17 protein-coding genes are annotated in these 15,847 nt (G+C 57.6%); 2 read left to right on the top strand and 15 right to left on the bottom strand.

What is annotated here, in order from left to right; all coding sequences use genetic code 11:
• Positions 1 to 84: 84 nt before the first annotated feature.
• From JQ624_RS38810 to JQ624_RS28795, 6 genes are all read right to left on the bottom strand, one after another.
• The gene (locus JQ624_RS38810) at positions 85 to 924 is read right to left on the bottom strand and encodes a tetratricopeptide repeat protein (RefSeq protein WP_312014512.1); all 840 of its coding nucleotides are present in this window, start codon (positions 922 to 924) and stop codon (positions 85 to 87) included.
• Positions 896 to 1,870, bottom strand: a complete 975-nt coding sequence (locus JQ624_RS38805; protein WP_249130147.1) for an adenylate/guanylate cyclase domain-containing protein — start codon at positions 1,868 to 1,870, stop codon at positions 896 to 898. The genes JQ624_RS38810 and JQ624_RS38805 overlap by 29 nt, the downstream gene beginning before the upstream one ends.
• Positions 1,871 to 2,128: 258 nt before the next feature.
• Positions 2,129 to 2,797: a GDSL-type esterase/lipase family protein gene (locus JQ624_RS28810; protein ID WP_212422286.1), complete on the bottom strand. Its 669-nt coding sequence runs from the start codon at positions 2,795 to 2,797 to the stop codon at positions 2,129 to 2,131.
• A gap of 1,001 nt (positions 2,798 to 3,798) precedes the next feature.
• Complete coding sequence (locus JQ624_RS28805; RefSeq protein WP_212422285.1) at positions 3,799 to 4,089, bottom strand: MOSC N-terminal beta barrel domain-containing protein; 291 nt, start codon at positions 4,087 to 4,089, stop codon at positions 3,799 to 3,801.
• 368 nt (positions 4,090 to 4,457) lie between these two features.
• Complete coding sequence (locus JQ624_RS28800; protein ID WP_212422284.1) at positions 4,458 to 4,670, bottom strand: hypothetical protein; 213 nt, start codon at positions 4,668 to 4,670, stop codon at positions 4,458 to 4,460.
• Between the two features lie 586 nt (positions 4,671 to 5,256).
• Positions 5,257 to 5,448 (bottom strand): hypothetical protein, encoded by a 192-nt coding sequence (locus JQ624_RS28795; RefSeq protein ID WP_212422283.1) that lies wholly within the window; start codon positions 5,446 to 5,448, stop codon positions 5,257 to 5,259.
• Positions 5,449 to 5,894: 446 nt separating this feature from the next.
• Between JQ624_RS28795 and JQ624_RS28790 the strand changes: the two genes are divergently transcribed.
• Positions 5,895 to 7,229, top strand: coding sequence for a DUF3631 domain-containing protein (locus JQ624_RS28790; RefSeq protein WP_249130150.1), 1,335 nt, complete (start codon positions 5,895 to 5,897; stop codon positions 7,227 to 7,229).
• A gap of 23 nt (positions 7,230 to 7,252) precedes the next feature.
• Here JQ624_RS28790 and JQ624_RS28785 read toward each other — a convergent pair whose 3' ends face one another.
• The 3 genes from JQ624_RS28785 to JQ624_RS28775 are packed head-to-tail and all read right to left on the bottom strand — an operon-like array spanning position 7,253 to position 8,846.
• Positions 7,253 to 7,897 (bottom strand): hypothetical protein, encoded by a 645-nt coding sequence (locus tag JQ624_RS28785; protein WP_212422281.1) that lies wholly within the window; start codon positions 7,895 to 7,897, stop codon positions 7,253 to 7,255.
• A gap of 20 nt (positions 7,898 to 7,917) precedes the next feature.
• Positions 7,918 to 8,265 (bottom strand): helix-turn-helix domain-containing protein, encoded by a 348-nt coding sequence (locus tag JQ624_RS28780; protein ID WP_212422280.1) that lies wholly within the window; start codon positions 8,263 to 8,265, stop codon positions 7,918 to 7,920.
• 44 nt (positions 8,266 to 8,309) lie between these two features.
• Positions 8,310 to 8,846 carry a hypothetical protein gene (locus JQ624_RS28775; RefSeq protein ID WP_212422279.1) on the bottom strand — a complete coding sequence of 179 codons (537 nt, stop codon included), beginning with the start codon at positions 8,844 to 8,846 and terminating at the stop codon, positions 8,310 to 8,312.
• Positions 8,847 to 9,350: 504 nt separating this feature from the next.
• On the opposite strand from JQ624_RS28775, the gene JQ624_RS28770 reads away from it, so the two are divergent.
• The gene (locus JQ624_RS28770) at positions 9,351 to 9,704 is read left to right on the top strand and encodes a hypothetical protein (RefSeq protein WP_212422290.1); all 354 of its coding nucleotides are present in this window, start codon (positions 9,351 to 9,353) and stop codon (positions 9,702 to 9,704) included.
• A gap of 224 nt (positions 9,705 to 9,928) precedes the next feature.
• Here the strand turns inward: JQ624_RS28770 and JQ624_RS28765 are convergent, their stop codons facing one another.
• From JQ624_RS28765 to JQ624_RS28745, 6 genes are all read right to left on the bottom strand, one after another.
• A complete protein-coding gene (locus JQ624_RS28765) occupies positions 9,929 to 10,108 on the bottom strand; it encodes a hypothetical protein (RefSeq protein ID WP_212422291.1) in 180 nt (59 codons plus the stop codon).
• 513 nt (positions 10,109 to 10,621) lie between these two features.
• Complete coding sequence (locus JQ624_RS39390; RefSeq protein ID WP_283816972.1) at positions 10,622 to 10,753, bottom strand: hypothetical protein; 132 nt, start codon at positions 10,751 to 10,753, stop codon at positions 10,622 to 10,624.
• A gap of 541 nt (positions 10,754 to 11,294) precedes the next feature.
• Entirely contained in the window at positions 11,295 to 12,593 is a 1,299-nt protein-coding gene (locus tag JQ624_RS28760) for a site-specific integrase (RefSeq protein ID WP_212422278.1), read from the bottom strand.
• A 147-nt stretch (positions 12,594 to 12,740) separates the two neighbouring features.
• A complete protein-coding gene (locus JQ624_RS28755) occupies positions 12,741 to 13,352 on the bottom strand; it encodes a RadC family protein (RefSeq protein ID WP_212422277.1) in 612 nt (203 codons plus the stop codon).
• 125 nt (positions 13,353 to 13,477) lie between these two features.
• Positions 13,478 to 14,302, bottom strand: coding sequence for a type I methionyl aminopeptidase (gene map, locus JQ624_RS28750; RefSeq protein ID WP_212422276.1), 825 nt, complete (start codon positions 14,300 to 14,302; stop codon positions 13,478 to 13,480).
• A gap of 117 nt (positions 14,303 to 14,419) precedes the next feature.
• Positions 14,420 to 15,736, bottom strand: coding sequence for a mechanosensitive ion channel family protein (locus tag JQ624_RS28745; protein WP_212422275.1), 1,317 nt, complete (start codon positions 15,734 to 15,736; stop codon positions 14,420 to 14,422).
• Positions 15,737 to 15,847: the final 111 nt, after the last annotated feature.

Here is a 15,847-nt window from a genome sequence, read left to right as displayed (position 1 = left end):
TCCATTGGAGGTTTGCGTACGCCGGCCCCGTGCGCGCGGCACCACCGTCATGGGGCCGGCATCCGCAAACCTTCACAATAACGGTCATTCCGGCATCCCCGCGATCCGGAAAGCCTGCTCCAATCTTTCGATATCTTGCGCCCTGCGAAATTCGGTCCTGTCCCTGATTAGAGAAATTCGAAGGGCCGGGTTCAGTTGCATTAAGCGCGCACATATCTCTCGTGCTGCCTCAACGCGTCCAGACATGGCATGACATGCCATAATGATACGTTGTGCGCCCAAATGATCGGGTTGTTGCCTGGCAGCGGCCGTCGCCCACGTTGAGGCCTGATCATAGCGGCCAGCGAAAAAATGAGCATAGGCCAGCCCGGCCTGGGCCATGACGATCCGTGGATCCAGCGGGCTCAGACGCAAGACGACCTGGAATTGCTCGGCCGCGGCATCTACGTCACCGACATAGAGGTGGGTCCAACCGCTCCAATATCGTGCGGTAACCAGATTTGGGTCTAGAGTTATCGCCCGCGAGACGAGGGCTGCGCCCTCCTCGACCTCACGCACTACGTAAGCGAGCGCAGCTCCGGCCAATGCAAGCACCGATGGGTCGTCTTTATCGAGTTCGATTGCCCGCCTCGCGAGCCGCCGGGCCTCAACTATTTCCTGGGCAGCAGTATCGATTCTCCAGCCGAAAGCCTTCCTTTGTATATAGCAACGAACGCCGAGCGCGTATGCTGCGGCGAATTCGGGATCTATCACGCTGGCAATTTGGGCCAGCTTGAGCGCTTCAATATTCTCTTCGCGGGTAAATCGATAAATGCTGGATAGCCCGCGGAGATAATAGTCGTAGGCCTGAAGGCTTTCGGTCGGCTTGCGCTTCGCGCGCTCGATTTCGGCACGTTCAAGCTGAGGGGCGATTGCGCCGATCACGCTGCTCGTCACCCGATCCTGCAGATCGAAAATCGAGCTGGCAATCGAAACGGTCTGCCCAGAGATGCGTTCCTGCTGCGGCCTCGATGAGCTGCCCACTAATGCGAACGCGATTGCCCGCCTTGCGCACACTGCCTTCGACAACGTAGCGAACGCCAAGTTCACGGCCGACTTGCTTGATATCGACGGCCTTGCCTTTGTAGGTAAAGGTGGAGTGTCGCGCGATGACGAAAAGCGATTTGGATCGCGACAATCCAGTAATGATGTCCTCGACCATGCCGTCGGCGAAATATTCCTGTTCCGGATCGCCGCTCATGTTCTGGAACGGCAGCACCGCGATGGAGGGCTTGTCGGGGAGAGGGAGCGGCTGCGCAGTCTTGCTCGACAGGTTTGTTACCATTGCCGGGGAAGAGATTGGGGCAATGCGCACGCGCCAGACCCGTATCGGTTCCGCGATATTCTTCAAGGACTGCGAACCCGTGTCCTCAAAGGTGATATCGACCTTGCAACGAATTTGTCGGCGAGCATCGTCGGAAATGCTAATGCCGCCCGGTTCTGCGATCTCTTCGAGACGCACCGCAATATTGACCCCGTCACCAAAGATATCGTTCTCTTCGACAATAATATCACCGACATGAATGCCGATGCGTAATTCGATCCGCTTGACTTGCGGCACGTCGATATTTTTTTCGGCCATGCCGCGCTGAATTTCAACGGCGCAGCGTAGGGCATCTACGACGCTCCCGAACTCAACGAGAGCGCCGTCCCCGGTATTCTTGACGATGCGCCCGCGATGATCGCTGATTTTGGGATCAAAAAGCGTCTTTCTCAGAGCTTTCAGTTGTGCCAGCGCGCCTTCTTCGTCGATCCCTATCAAGCGGCAAGAGCCCGCGACATCCGCCGCCAGAATTGCTGCCAGTCGCCGCTCTACGTGCTCTCTGCTCAAGATGCACCCCCGGGGCTCGGGGAAACTTAATGTTCATATAGCACAATTGTGGACCAATGTCTGGCTATGCTCATGTCCGAGTTGGGTCAATCGCGTCATTTTAGTCGGCGGCTGACTACTTCCGGTCTTCCTCTGGAAACGGACATTGTCAGGGTCGGTCGCCACGTCTCAAAGGTGCCAGAACCGGAAGTGGCCCGGCGCTATCCATCGCCTCGTCGGCGACAATGAGTGGCCGTTATCCGCCGCAACTGGAGGGGATCAACGGTCTCTGCGACGTGCGCGGTCGATCAGGGCCTCGACTTTTGGTAATATGCGCGTGACGACTGCTTCGATTCCGGCCGCGTTTGGGCGCAGGCCGTCCAGCGCCTTGAGCTGAGCATCGTCCACAAACGCGTCGTCGAAAGCCGGGTAGAACAGCACGTTGTATTCGCTGGCAAGACCAGAGAACATCGCGGCAAAAGCTTTCTCGTACTCGTCTCCAAAGTTGGTGTGAGGCCGCGCTCCGCAAAGGAGCGCGACAATTCGCCGGGTTTCTAGGTTGCGTAGAATCGCCGCGAGCGCCGTGCGAGTGACATTTGGATCGGTTCCCCTGCGCATGTCATTCGTACCGAGTTCCAAAATCACCGCATCGGTATCGTCGGTGATCACTCGGTCCAATCTAGCAAGGCCCCTTGCCGCCGAGTCTTGACGCACGCTGGCATTGACAACCGTGACCGATCGACCTTTGGCTCTCAATGCAAATTCAAGTTTGTCAGGAAAGGCATAGCCAGCGGGGAGATAGTACTCGGAAGTGAGAACATCTCCGAGCACGACGATCCTGACCGTCCTTTCATCGGCACGAACGTTATGGTTCGTTGGCCACGCCAGCACGATGCAAACCGTGGCCATGAACAGCGCTGTGACGGACGTTCCCAATTTTGGTTTCATCGCGCTCCCTCGTTGCGGTCAAAGTAAGCATTTCGCGTGCCCGTGCGCACGGCGAGTGCTCAGTGAGAGACCGGCACAAAAGGACTGTCGGTTTTATTGAGAGTGCGATGCGCGCCGACGGCAGTTCCCGCTGCTCATTCGCCTCGAACGGAGACGTCGGCACGTCCCGTCTCGAAGAGCAGCTCTAAAGAAGACTATACGATTTCACGCCCATCCGAAAGATCGCATATTGGCCGGGCGTCGCGGCTAAACGATACGGCCAAGACCAGTGACCCCCAATGTCCGAGTCGGGTCATTCGCGTCGGTTGGCCGGACCACGGCGACTTCCGGTCTAGCCCGGTGAACGGACATTCTCCGGATAGGCGGGCATATCTCAATGGTGCCAGAAATAGACATGGGCCTTTCAGGACCCTACTAAGCGGAGTGCAGTAGAACGCGGTCACCAATCCGTACTGTTCCGGAGGCAGCGACCACGGCGTACACCCAGGCGCAAGGGAGTTGGCCAAACTTGCCGACTTGCACTTTATTGTAGCCGACCACTGTCCGCAGAATATCCGTATCCTTGGGCAGACCGTCCTGCGCAATCGTTATCATCACACATCGAGGATCGGGCACCGCCACATTTAGCCGGGCCCCGTATCACCAAGTCCAAGCACCTTACCACACCAACCATTCTCAACGAACCCAGTTTGTTTGGTATCGACGATCAAGTTCATGCGGAACCTACGTTGGTCGAAGCGGCTTTGAGGCCGCAGTTCATCCAGCCGCGCGAACGTCGATGACGTCATCACCGAGATGGGGAATAAATCGAAGAAAGTACCAGCAACTACCGGCGATTCTATTCCAAGATCGGCAAAGAAAGCGGCTCCGAGCTTCTGAACGACAACCGTGTCTCTATCCGGGTGGTAGCTGTCGATGGTGAAGTCATCGGGCGCTGACCGCCGCAAAATGTGACGTTGCGTTTGAAGTACGCTGACAGCACTTGGTCAACGTCACTAGAATCACTCCGCACGTTTTTGCCGCCCGGCAAATTGAATTTGCACAGGCGGTAAATCGCCGCCCGTAAGTGGTTGCTCAACGTACGCCGCCTTGCAATCGAGCAAGTTGGGGAAGAGCTTCACGCTCTTCGCACTCGCAACTCTGCCCGTGTCCTTGTCGACGAGCCCGTAGGCTCGATCACCCACGACACCTCGCTCCGTGATCTCCACGTTATGGAGTTGTTCGCCTCCCATGGACTTCACAGGAAACCTCCACAGCGCAGCTATGGAGCCCAAGTCTTCACTAACCGCCATGCTCTCCTCCCCCAGCAATCGGACCTGTATAAATTGATACCGCGAGGCGTGGATGGTCAAGGCGCTAACCGTGGCGGGTCGAAGCTGCAACGCACTCGCCGCTTCCCCTTTGGGGTCATTTTCGGAAGTAGACGCCCGCATCGGCTAGGCAGTACCTATAGCGGCACGGGCGTCCTAAACGCGGTCCGCCCCGCTTCAGTGATGCGATAAAAATCGCTGACGCCGGGCCTCCGTTCAATCCAGCCCCCCCTGTACAAGGTTGCTAAGCAATTTTTCTCCAACGGGGATCATCTTAAGGATCGGCATCCAATCGCCTTGCATCAGAAGCTGCAGGACTTCTCGCTGACGGTATGTAGGATATGGCTTCATCATTTGCGACTCATCGTATGGTCGATCTCTCGGAGCGCCATTAACGATGCAAACTCGGAAATTGTGTAGTCTTGGATGCCGTCGCTAATAGAGACGTTGGTGAAGCATTCGACGAGATGCCACTCGACCGCTTTTGCGAAAGCTTCTTTGGCTGTTCCGCTGGTAAGCGTTAGAGGATTATTGTTGCAGAAGCCTCTTACCATAAAGGGCATGGGCGTCGTTTCCGTGCAGTGAAATTCAATAAGCGGCAATAAAAAGCTACGCAGAACGCAATGAGGATAGTTGTTAAGCGATGCGCGTCTTACCAATAATACGATGCGCCGTTTGAACACCTCTCTAAAAATCCAGACAACACTATTTCTTGAGAAGCAGACCAAGGGCGCGAGCCATTCGCTTCACCGACCCAGCATGCCTTCCAAGCTCGGCTGCAATCTTTGCTGTGCCCGCTCCTTGTTTGGCCAATTTGCGTAGCTTCTGCAGTTCCGAGCCTGTCCACTCCTTAGGTTTGAGCGATCCCATCATCAACAGCGTCCGCGATTCGGCTGACTACAATAACAAATGTTGGTTGTAAATCCCACCGCCACCTGCCGTTACGAGAAATAAGCCAGGGTTGCGCCGGTTTTGCTTGCGTCTGATGGGGTGGGCTATCCGCAGGGCTACGATCGGGTACGTGCGTGCGCTTAACGCCGATCAACAACGCGGGTTTGGACCACAAATGACATGTGAAAACGGATTGCTGTTCATGAGGTCTGAGGCGACGTGCCACGAGTGGCCTTGCCGCGCCAGGACGCAACTGCCCTATTGCTCTGATCCTGTACCTTGGCTCATAAATTTTAGATCAACGGGCGTCAGCGGGGTGCGAGCGGAGACTCTGTCGTCGTATCTCGACATCAAAGCGAGAAGCCGCCTTTTGATGAAGGGATCATTCGTCTTCTCCACCAATTCACGCAACAAATGGGCACGCTGCTTCTTAAATTCACTGTCCAACATGGCTGACCCCAACAACATTCTGAAAGCTGAATGCTATCCGGGAACAACCCGTCCGCAAGATAGACTTGCTTCGGGGATGTGGATAAGTCGGTGAGATCATCGCGCAGCGCCGCAGGCGGCTGACCCTGCACGCGCTCGTTTCATGTCAGACTAGTTCGCAACTTGGCGCGACGCGCGGCTTACAATTCCAATTCAGATACGTCCGTCGCTCCATCAATGATTTTAGATGCGCCGCATCAATTCGCGAGATCGCCTACGGACGTGGCGGTTTCGCGCTGTTCCGCGCGTGGTTCCGCATTGACTCAGTTTTAGAGTTGTCAAAATATCTGGCACGGTTGTTCGACACTGCGCCGGTTGACCGACGCAGTACGAAGCATCCCGGCTTCTCTGTAATCGCGAAATTGATCGCCGCTCTCGATTGAGAGCGGGAGCGATGTTGGGTGCAAATGGACATCCCAGAGAAAGACCGAGAGCGACTACGTAAGCTTCATGCCATGCTAGGATCGAATAGTCCCGGCGAGGCCGAGAACGCGCGCAAGATGATCGTGGACTTGCTTGCCCGGTTCAATGCGACATGGCCCGACCTGACGACGCTATTGCAAGAAGATGAGCCACAGCAAGCAGATGGCCCGACGGCATTCGATTTCAACCCGCTCGATCTCATTCACCACATGCTGGCAGAATACATCAGCCTCACTGCACATCAGTTGGTGGCCGTGACGCTGTGGATTGCTCACACCTACATCTACAGATACTTCATCCAGACACCGCGCCTGTTTTTAACAAGTCCCGTTCGTGGCTGCGGCAAGACTACGCTGTTGTCGCTCATTGAGAAGCTCACACCGAAAGCAGACAGGATTGATGGCATCAGTGATGCGGCACTCTTCCGGCTGCTCGATCGCGAACCGACGTTGTTGCTTGATGAATTCGATAACGCCGACTTGCCCAATAATCCGATCATGCGCCGCGTCTTGAATGCTGGACATCGCAAGGGCGGTGTCGAAACCCGCGTCATCGGAAAAGAAGTTGTGAAGTACTCGGTGTTTGCGCCCGTTGCGCTCGCCGCCATCAAGCGCCTGCATCGCCCACTGATGGATCGATCCATCGTGATCGCAATGCACCGCAGTAGAACGAAGTTTCCGGAGTTCGATGGAAATGATGCGGCGTTGATTCACATAGAGGAAGCCTTGCGCACGTTCTTTCGTGCGAACGGTGCATTCCTGAACACCAAGCCCGTGCTGCCGTTCAAGAACCGTATCGCGGATAGTTGGCGACCGTTGATCGCCGTCGCTGATCTCTGTGGGGCGTCGGAGGTGAACGACTGCCCCGCGCTAGCCCGTGAGGCTGCCTTGGAATTCAACAAGTCGGTTCGCGATGAAGACCCGGAAATCATTCTAATCGAGCATTGCATCAGCGCGTTCAAATCGGAAAATGTTGATCGTCTTCGAACAGAGCATTTGCTCGCCATTTTGCACACCTACAGCATGTGGTCAGAATGGGAGGGGCTCAAAGGAAGCGCGACCTCGCACCCGCTGACGGTGCACGAACTGGCGACGATGCTGAGGGACTTTGGCATCAGGCCGCGCGCTTTCAACACCCTGCATCGTAAGCCCGGCGACAAGACGGCGCGCGGATATTTTCTCGCACCGTTCGAAGCGGCTTGGCAGTTGTATGGTGGCAACGATCCGGCGGATTGGAAGAAGCCAGCCGCACCGAAAGAGATCGTATCGAAGGCAAAGAAGCAGGCGAGGCCAAAGCGTGATAGGAGGAGGAAACCGTAACAGCGTAACCGGGTGTTACGGTGTTACGCATTCTCCACCCTATGCAATCCGGCAAGTGGACCAGGAGCATTCCGGGTGGACGCGTCGCATTGCCACGAAATAGAAGCGACGACGATGATGGGAGGCGACCGATTGGCAAACGGGTGATGCTGCGCTTTCAGGCGAGCGGTACGATCACTATCGTGGTGGTCACAGTCCGAGCGCCTTCGCAATAGAGTGTTCACGTTGGCGGCGATGCTCTGCTTGTCATCAATTCGAGCTACGCTTACCACCCCAGCACGTAATCGAATGCCGTTGGGATGGATGACACCCGGCTGCTTATCCCAAGCCACCACAGGGTCTCCCGCATTGATCTCTGACAGGTTTCGGAGCTGTGGACCAACCGCCTTGATCTCAACGTTTTGGAGTTTGATCAAGAACCCGGCGTAACGCGCAACCGCGCGTCCATCAGTTTTAACGAAAATAGCATAATCTTCAATTCCGCTTTCAAACTTTACTCGCTCCAAAAACATTTGAAGAGCTGGCCTCTGTCGCCTCCCGAACATGTCTTCAAGGTCAAAGTGCTCCATCTGGTAGAAGCTATCACCGCTGCGCTTGGAATACCGCTGCTCGCCCAGCAGAGCCATATAGGGACCGCCATCAGTATCCGGTACGAATGTCGCGACCACGCCGCCACCGCTCTTTGGATTCACAATTGGTTTGTGTCGAAGGTCATCGATGATGGGAGATGTGGCATCACCACTTGGCGAGTTGAGCCGCGAAACGCGCAGGTCAGTTTTTTGGAATTCAACAATTGCAGCGGCACAGTCGATTCCATCGCATTCTTCCGCGCATCAAAACCCCAAACTATGATGCCTCCACTGGAGTTCGCGAAGCCCGAAATGCTTCGCGCAATATTTCGTCTGCCATCACTACTAGTCAGTTCTGCGTTCTTGAGCGTCTTAAAGTCCAAGTGCAGATGTTCCTGCTGCTGTAGCACCACATATGATTCAATTGTTGCCCAATCGAGTTGATTGAAGTTTTCAGCAAGCGTCATGTGCTCTGCCGCAGTGGAAGGTCCGATTGCCTTGGGGCAGGTGGTTACATTCCTAAGAAGCTAGCCGCACCCCATTTTGCAAAGTCGATGATCGACAGAACCGCGCGCCACTCATGGCGATTCCTGCTGCCGTACAAATAGAGATATGGCCGGAGGAAAACCCCCTCGTTGTCGGGGTTTGCCGCTGCGTTTGGGACTACTTCATCAAATCTGATTTGTTGTGCGTGAATGATCTTGTTGCAGGCTTCCCGCAGGGTGAGTTTTTCAACTTTGCTCTCGTCGGACGGCCAGTCAGGGTAAAGCTTGCCGCAATCAGACCGGTCGATCCATCCCTTTATCGCTGGACGCGCGTCGAACAAAATGCGGAGACCGGCAGCACACGAAATTAGTATCCGGCCAATCTCGGGCCTAAGATGTGTTTCCTGTAAGGATCTAATTGCGTCGGAAGTTAAAGTGCGGTTAGCGACCTGTCTATCCGCAAGAACCATGCAGACCAGTCGATAAAGGTCCAGAGTAAACGCGCCCGGCTCGATCGAGTGCCCTTGGTGCGGAAAGAAACCTGATAGCTTTTCTTCCGCCATGCCTCACCATGCCAAACTGATTTGCGTGAACATGCATCGAACGAAGCAGGATCGATACTGCGAAACGATACTGCGAAAACCGATGCTAAGTGATTTTAAAATCTCAAAAGTGGCGATGCAGTAGGATTCGAACCTGCAACCCACGGAGCAGAAAACGTTTACTCGAGATAGCGCCGCTTCATCAAAAGGATAGTGTGGCCGAGCACGGCAGTTCGGGAGTTTTTCCGGGAATCGGGAAAGACTTGCACACAACCGGGATGCGAGCGGCATCCCGGCCGAGCAGCGGAAAGCAACTTAGAGCTTTCGTATATGGATAACGTCGACCCGCAGGCGACCGAGCCAGTTCCGGAAACTGAACCGAACCTTGTTAGGCGACCGCTGCCGGTTGCCGGCGGCCCAACTTTTGCGGCGACTTCATTCAAAACTGTCGTTGACGGCGGTTCATTCGACGCGCATGTTTTCACTGTAGAATCCTTGGAAGATTTTCGTTGCCGAGATGGCCGCATGAATTTCTTCAGGATCGCCGTTGCGCTGCTGGTCCCGGCCGTCTTTCTCGCCGGACACGCCGTTGCCCGTGATGACGGTCGCTACGCTAACTCTCCGCTCAAGCCATGGTTCGACAGCCTCAAAAGCGGGAAGGGGCCATGCTGCTCCGACGCCGACGGCTCGGTCGTCGCCGATGTCGATTGGGAATCGAAGGACGGCCACTACCGCGTACGGCTCTGGGGCCAATGGATCGAGGTCCCCGACGATGCTGTGATCACTGAACCAAATCGCGCCGGCCGGACCATGGTATGGCCGATGTGGGGCACGGTCGGGATTTCGATCCGCTGCTTCCTGCCCGGCAGCATGACCTGAAAGGACGTTTGATTGCCGCGGCGAATGTTCTCCTTAGCGGGTGGGCGTTTCGATCCGGTCGGCCCCGTCGTTGGTAGCGGCGGGGCCTTCCTCTTTTTGGGGGCTTGCCTGTTGCTGCGAATCGAGGGCGGGGCACCCTTGGCGCGCAGGTGAGCGGGACTGGCGGCGGGGCTGGAGCTCCGCCCTAACCCAGCCCCAACTCTTTGAGTGTGAGCTTGGAAATCTCAGCCGGGTCTTCTTCCCAACCGGCCAATCGCAATGATTTTCTCGGCGACAAGCTGCGTGATGGGGTCATCGCGATCCTTTAGGCGCAGTGCCCGCAGCGTCTGTTCGTAAGCCGCCACCAGACGCTCAATGCCCTTCGGCTCGAAAACAGTGTTTCGCTTCAGCTTGTAGATAGCCATGCCTTATCAACGCGGCGCGACGGGAAGAAGCGCGAACAACTTTTTGGTGCCCGATGAAACATTTTTTTCTAATTTCGGGGAACACTTGCTGCTGAAGCACCTGGTTGAAGCTCTAGATCGGCGCTAGCCGGCATTGCCGCGGCCGCTGGTGGCGGCTGCTGCCTCTTCTCGCGGTTGATCGCGCGGATTCTCCGTAGTCTTAGGCGCAAAATTCGGTTTCTGGTAACAAAGCGAACCGACGGCGTCGATCTGATCTTAGATGTTAGCGTTTCATCACGTTCGGAATGTTTGCGCATCGCCCGGTCACAAGCCGGGCTTTTCTTTTCGGGAATTGATACGGCCCCAGCCGGGGGCCTTGGCTGGGGCACACAGGAGGTACGCGCTGGGGGCGGCCCCAGAGTACAATCCAGGGTAAGCTTTCTGTGGCGATGTTCGAATCACGATTTCTCACAGTTCGATATTTTTGCCGCCTGCCGCTCTACAGGCGCACGTCGATCGGACCTTCGCCCTGATCTATCTTGAGCCCGAGACACCGACCGTGCGGGCGTGCGGCATGAGATCGGCGGTTCTGGTCACGTACAGACCGGTCGCGCCGAGGAGCAGCAGCAGAGCTGAGACGATGATGGCAAGGTAGATCCGATCCATGGGCGTAACCGAGGATGGAGGTAGCGAGCGCTTCGCGCTGACAAGCAGCCAGCCGGGCGGCGGCCGATGACCCCCAAGCCACAGGAGGGGACTGGGGATCGTTCCGGTCCGCGCCGCACTTGATGCCCGCGGCGCCTGAATCAATGCCGGTTCGCCAGCAAACGTTCCTAACACAAACCTAGGAACGATTTTCTCCTACGGAGCCAAACGCACATGTGGTCACGATCGTTGCGACTACAAGCTTTGGTCCAGCGGGATGATCCCGTTCTAGGACGACGCGGCATATGCCGACTTAAGTGCCGTGACCACGATCTGGTCAATCGCCAGCTCTGTATCCGGGAAAAGGCAGAGCATGTGGACGCATCCCCGGCCCAAAGCCATCCGTGCGAACTCGATGCCGAATCCAGCGGTGACCTTCGCACCGGCACTATCGTTGGTATAGAGATTGTTCTGGGCGGTACGCGCGAATGCCCAGACAGCAGACGTCGGTACGCGGACCGCTCACTTCGCACGCGCCTCCTTGGAGGTTCGCGAGACACCATCAGGCAGCTTGCCGCGTGCTATCGTCAACGGCGGGTTGGACGTTGTGCGCGTGCACCTGTCCTCGCGACTTGCTTCGCTTCCTAGTTAGCATCGCCTTTACGAAGCTGTTCCACTTTTTCATCGCGGCCCGCTTCTCTGGCATGTAGTTCCACCGGTCGTAACTTTTCGAACTGACGTCCTGAAGCGTGTGATTCTGTATTCTGTCTCGGATTTCCTTCGATATCCCGGCTTGGCCGGCCAATGTCTTCCATGTTCTGCGCAGATCGCGGTTGGTGACGACCGGAATCACCTCGCGTTCGCGCTGGCGCCACATGAACGAGTAAAGCGTACCGTGGCTCACGGGCTTGGTTGCGTCAGTTGCGGATGGAAAGAACCAGCCGTGAGCATTTGGCTTGATCGACTCGATCAGTTCAGCGGCGACGTCAGGGACCGGGATGGCATGCGGTTTGCCATTTTTTGTCTTTGACCAATCTATGATTCGCTCCTTGGCGTCCCATTGGTCCACATGAAGACGCGCAATTTCCTCGACGCGCTGTCCCGTGAGCATGAGGATACGGACGGCGCGGGTATAGGGCGGATGGACCGGCGCGTCCGGGCACTCGAGCCAACGATAGAGGCGCACGAATTCCTCTTCGTCTAGCCAGCGTGTCCCAACTTTCTTGGGCTCTGTGGGTATCCCGGCCGCCGGATTGTATACGAGACGGAAACGCCGCTGAGACGCGCTTCGGTAATCGTGCTCCGATTTCATGCCCCAGCTATAGGCAGATCGAATGTAGCTGCGGACGTGATCCGCCATTGAACGCTTGCCGCGCTCGTAGATTGGCCGAATGACGTCCGTGATTTCTTCCGGCTCGATATCGCGAGCCAGCCGATTGCGGCCGAGCGTGTCGGCAACCTTGTTGAGGTTCTTCTCAGCGTCCTTCCACGACGACTTTGCAGCCGACTTCAAGTGGGCGACGTACGCTTCGAAGAGATAGGCCACGGTGCCGGGGCGGGTGTCTCCAGCGAGCTTGATGCTGCGACCCTTCTGAATCATGTCAGCGAAGTCGCGGGTGAATACTTCGCGTGCTTTGCTGAGGGACATTGATGGATAAGAGCCTAGTTTTTTCTTGAGGCGCTTCCCGTCTCGCCACTGCTGTGCCATCCAGACTGCCGTAATGCGAGTGGGCATGGGCTTAATCACTAGGACCAATCGCCCCGTTCCGTGCCCTTCTCCATCGGTGAGGCTGAGCTCTTTGCTGGTCCGTTCCACCTGCTTTAGTGCGCGGCGGACTTCTCCATCAGTAAGGCTTGGCACTCGGCTCTCCCGTCGGTTCTCAGGTGGGGTCGTTAGACGGCTAGCAGGGGTCGGCGATTGGGGTCACAAGAGTCGCTGATCCCCTTAAAACCGACCCCAATATGCCATAGCACGCCAAATTACGACAAGAGGAAAAGTTCAGTTAAATCAATAGTATCGGTTGTGATTAAACGTGATCAAAACGGGCCGAGTGGGATGGTTGTGCACCAGGATCAGCGCGGTCGCGGACAGTTCGAGCGCCCGCTTGATCACCTCGCGCGGATAGACCGGCGTGTGGTCGACGGTGCCGGTCTGCTGGATTTCGTCAGCGATCAGCTGGTTGCGCTTGTCGAGGAACAGCAGGCGAAACTGCTCCTTGTCGGCGAACGCCATCCCGGTCCGGCAATACTCGATCACGTCGTTCCAGGACGACAGCGCAATCTTGCGCTTGATCTCGCCCTTCGCCACCCGGCTCGCGGCAGCTGCGAGCAATTTGATCTGGTTGATCGAGGCCTCGCCGATGCCGTCCACCTCGCGCAGGCGCGCGACCGGCGCGTGAATGACCTCGGCGAACGAGCCGAATTGTTTCAACAGCGCTTTGGCGAGCGGCTTGGTGTCGCGCCGGGGCAGGGCCGGGAATAGCGCCATCTCCAGCAATTCATAGTCGCTCAGCGCCTCCGGCCCGGCGCCGTAAAATCGCTCGCGCAGCCGCTCGCGATGGCCGTGATAATGCGGCGTTTCGGCGGGTTGATCGGGGCTGTCGTTGGATTTGGCGGGCATCGCCGCTAACCATGCCGTGGCGGCCAGCTTTTGCAATCACGAATTGTGAAAAATCCAATGCCTGCCCGACCGCCTTTGACCTGCGCGGGAGGGGTAGGCTCCGGCCCAATTATGCCGGAGCCCAACTATGCCCCAACCAGCGGCTTCTCGCCGTTGCGCTGCGATAGCGTGAAGATCTCGACGCCGGTCGCGGTCACGCCGACCGAATGCTCGAACTGCGCCGACAGCGAGCGGTCGCGCGTCACCGCGGTCCAGCCGTCGGCCAGGATTTTTACATGCGGCTTGCCGAGATTGATCATCGGCTCGATGGTGAAGAACATGCCGGGCTTCAGCATCACGCCTTCGCCGGGCCGGCCGATATGGATGATGTTCGGCTCATCGTGGAACATGCGCCCAAGGCCATGGCCGCAGAAATCGCGCACCACGCTCATGCCCTGCGGCTCGACGAAACTCTGGATAGCGTGGCCGATGTCGCCGGTGGTGGCGCCGGGCTTCACCGCGGCGATGCCGCGCATCATCGCCTCATAGGTGACCTCGATCAGCCGCTCGGCCTTGCGGGCGATCGGACCGATCACATACATGCGGCTGGAATCGCCGTACCAGCCATCGACGATGAAGGTGACGTCGATATTGACGATGTCGCCCTCCTTCAGCGCGCGGTCGCCGGGCATGCCGTGGCAGACCACGTGATTGATCGAGGTGCAGGTCGAATAGCGGTAACCGCGATACATCAGCGTCGCCGGATAGGCGCCATGGCCGAAGGCGAAGTCGCGGACGAATTCGTCGATCCGGGAGGTCGGGACGCCCGCCTTGACGATGTCGGTGAGTTCGTCGAGGCATTTTGCGACCAGCGCGCCGGCCTTGCGCATGCCGGCGAACCCGCTCGCGCCATGTAGCTTGATCTGGCCGGTTTTTCGCAAGGAGGTATCTGATGCTTCAATATAGCTCATGGTCGGGTCATGCTTCGGAGGAACGGTAATGGGTTGATTTTGAGAGCCTAATTTAATGATCGGAACGGTCAGTGCAAGCCAAGGTTGGACCGCGGGGCGGCTTTAAAGTACTTGCATCTAGCCGGAAACCTCCACCACCTGCTCGACCGGCAGCGCGCCGCCGCGGACGCGGATTTCGCGCACCGGATAGGGAACACGGATCCCCTCGCGCTTGAAGGCGTCCCACAGCGCCAGCATCACGTCGCTCTTGACGTTGTCCAGGCCGTCCGGATCGGGCAACCAGAAGGTCAGGGAGAATTTCATCCCGGCCTCGGCGAATTCGGTCAGGATGCAGTTCGGGGGCTTGTTCTTGATCGCGCGCGGCACGGCGCCGGCAATGTCGATGGCCAGCTTGCACACCGCCCGCGGATCGGCGTCGTAATTGGTGCTGAACAGCACCTTCACCAGCGTGTTCTTGTCGGTATAGGTCCAGTTGACGACCTTTTGCGTCACCAGATCCTCGTTCGGGATCAGGAACTCGCGGCCGTCGCCGGCGGCAACCGAGATGTAGCGCGTCTTCATCGTGCTGATGCGCCCGGTGTTGTCGCCGATGGTGACGAGGTCGCCCGGTTTCACCGATTTGTCGACCAGCAGGATGATGCCGCTGATGAAGTTGGCGACGATCTTCTGCAGGCCGAGGCCGATACCGACGCCGGCCGCGCCGGTGAATACCGCGAGCGCCGCGAGGTTGATGCCGACCGCGCTCAGGGCGATCGCAATGGCAAATACCATCAGCGTCAGCCGGACGATCTTGACCAGGAGGACCTGGATCGACGGGGTCAGATCGCCGGATCGGGTAATTCGGCCTTCCACGAAATTGCTGGCGATGTTGGTCAGCCACAGCGCCACGATCAGAAGGGCGCCAAGCTTGATCAGCAGCAGCGGCGTCAGGCGCAGGTCGCCGAGCACGATCGAGACCGAGTCGAGCGCTTCGATCACCGGCTCGAGCTGGCCCAGAATGCTCAAGGCCACCACCAGCCATGCCGATATCGACACCAGCCGGACCACAAAGGTATTGCGGATGACCGAGGTAACGAGGTTGATGACCAGCCACGCGAAGGCGAGCTTGGCGGCGACCACGAGCAGATAGCTGCGGCTCGGCCAGGTCGACGCCAGCATGACCCCGCGCGCCAGCGTCATCAGGAGCGCGAACAGCGCGGTCGACGTGCTGCCGACCAGCACGCGGACGAACAGCCGGAGCGGCGCCGGCCATCCCATCGCAACCGACGACACGTCTATCCTGGAGCGGACCGCCGCGCCGCCGGCCCAGGCGAGCCCGGCTGCGGTCAGGATCAGTCCAAGCTGCAGATAGAACCAGGGCGAGGTGACCTCCGCGCCGACCGATCGCGCGGCGTTGTGCAGGACCTCGATGATCTCTTTCAAATCCATCGGCAAAATCTCGTTCGAGGCTACCCGGCCTCATCAGGCAAAGTTGATTCGCGAGCAGCCGGCAGATTCCCACAAGCGGAGTGCGGATGCCATCGATACGACTGCTGCAGGAGCAGG

This window comes from Bradyrhizobium sp. AUGA SZCCT0283 (genome assembly GCF_018130385.1).
Taxonomy (GTDB): Bacteria; Pseudomonadota; Alphaproteobacteria; order Rhizobiales; family Xanthobacteraceae; genus Bradyrhizobium.
The sequence above is the reverse complement of the archived record's forward strand: the minus strand, read 5'-3'. Positions and strand labels throughout refer to the sequence as shown.

What these genes read in the sequence shown, in the direction of transcription:
- JQ624_RS28810 (WP_212422286.1), bottom strand. Translation starts at nt 2,797, where the DNA reads ATGAAACCAAAATTGGGAACGTCCGTCACAGCGCTGTTCATGGCCACG.
- JQ624_RS28805 (WP_212422285.1), bottom strand. Translation starts at nt 4,089, where the DNA reads ATGGCGGTTAGTGAAGACTTGGGCTCCATAGCTGCGCTGTGGAGGTTT.
- JQ624_RS28800 (WP_212422284.1), bottom strand. Translation starts at nt 4,670, where the DNA reads ATGCCCTTTATGGTAAGAGGCTTCTGCAACAATAATCCTCTAACGCTT.
- JQ624_RS28795 (WP_212422283.1), bottom strand. Translation starts at nt 5,448, where the DNA reads ATGTTGGACAGTGAATTTAAGAAGCAGCGTGCCCATTTGTTGCGTGAA.
- JQ624_RS28790 (WP_249130150.1), top strand. Translation starts at nt 5,895, where the DNA reads ATGGACATCCCAGAGAAAGACCGAGAGCGACTACGTAAGCTTCATGCC.
- JQ624_RS28780 (WP_212422280.1), bottom strand. Translation starts at nt 8,265, where the DNA reads ATGACGCTTGCTGAAAACTTCAATCAACTCGATTGGGCAACAATTGAA.
- JQ624_RS28775 (WP_212422279.1), bottom strand. Translation starts at nt 8,846, where the DNA reads ATGGCGGAAGAAAAGCTATCAGGTTTCTTTCCGCACCAAGGGCACTCG.
- JQ624_RS28770 (WP_212422290.1), top strand. Translation starts at nt 9,351, where the DNA reads ATGAATTTCTTCAGGATCGCCGTTGCGCTGCTGGTCCCGGCCGTCTTT.
- JQ624_RS28765 (WP_212422291.1), bottom strand. Translation starts at nt 10,108, where the DNA reads ATGGCTATCTACAAGCTGAAGCGAAACACTGTTTTCGAGCCGAAGGGC.
- JQ624_RS39390 (WP_283816972.1), bottom strand. Translation starts at nt 10,753, where the DNA reads ATGGATCGGATCTACCTTGCCATCATCGTCTCAGCTCTGCTGCTGCTC.
- JQ624_RS28755 (WP_212422277.1), bottom strand. Translation starts at nt 13,352, where the DNA reads ATGCCCGCCAAATCCAACGACAGCCCCGATCAACCCGCCGAAACGCCG.
- map (WP_212422276.1), bottom strand. Translation starts at nt 14,302, where the DNA reads ATGAGCTATATTGAAGCATCAGATACCTCCTTGCGAAAAACCGGCCAG.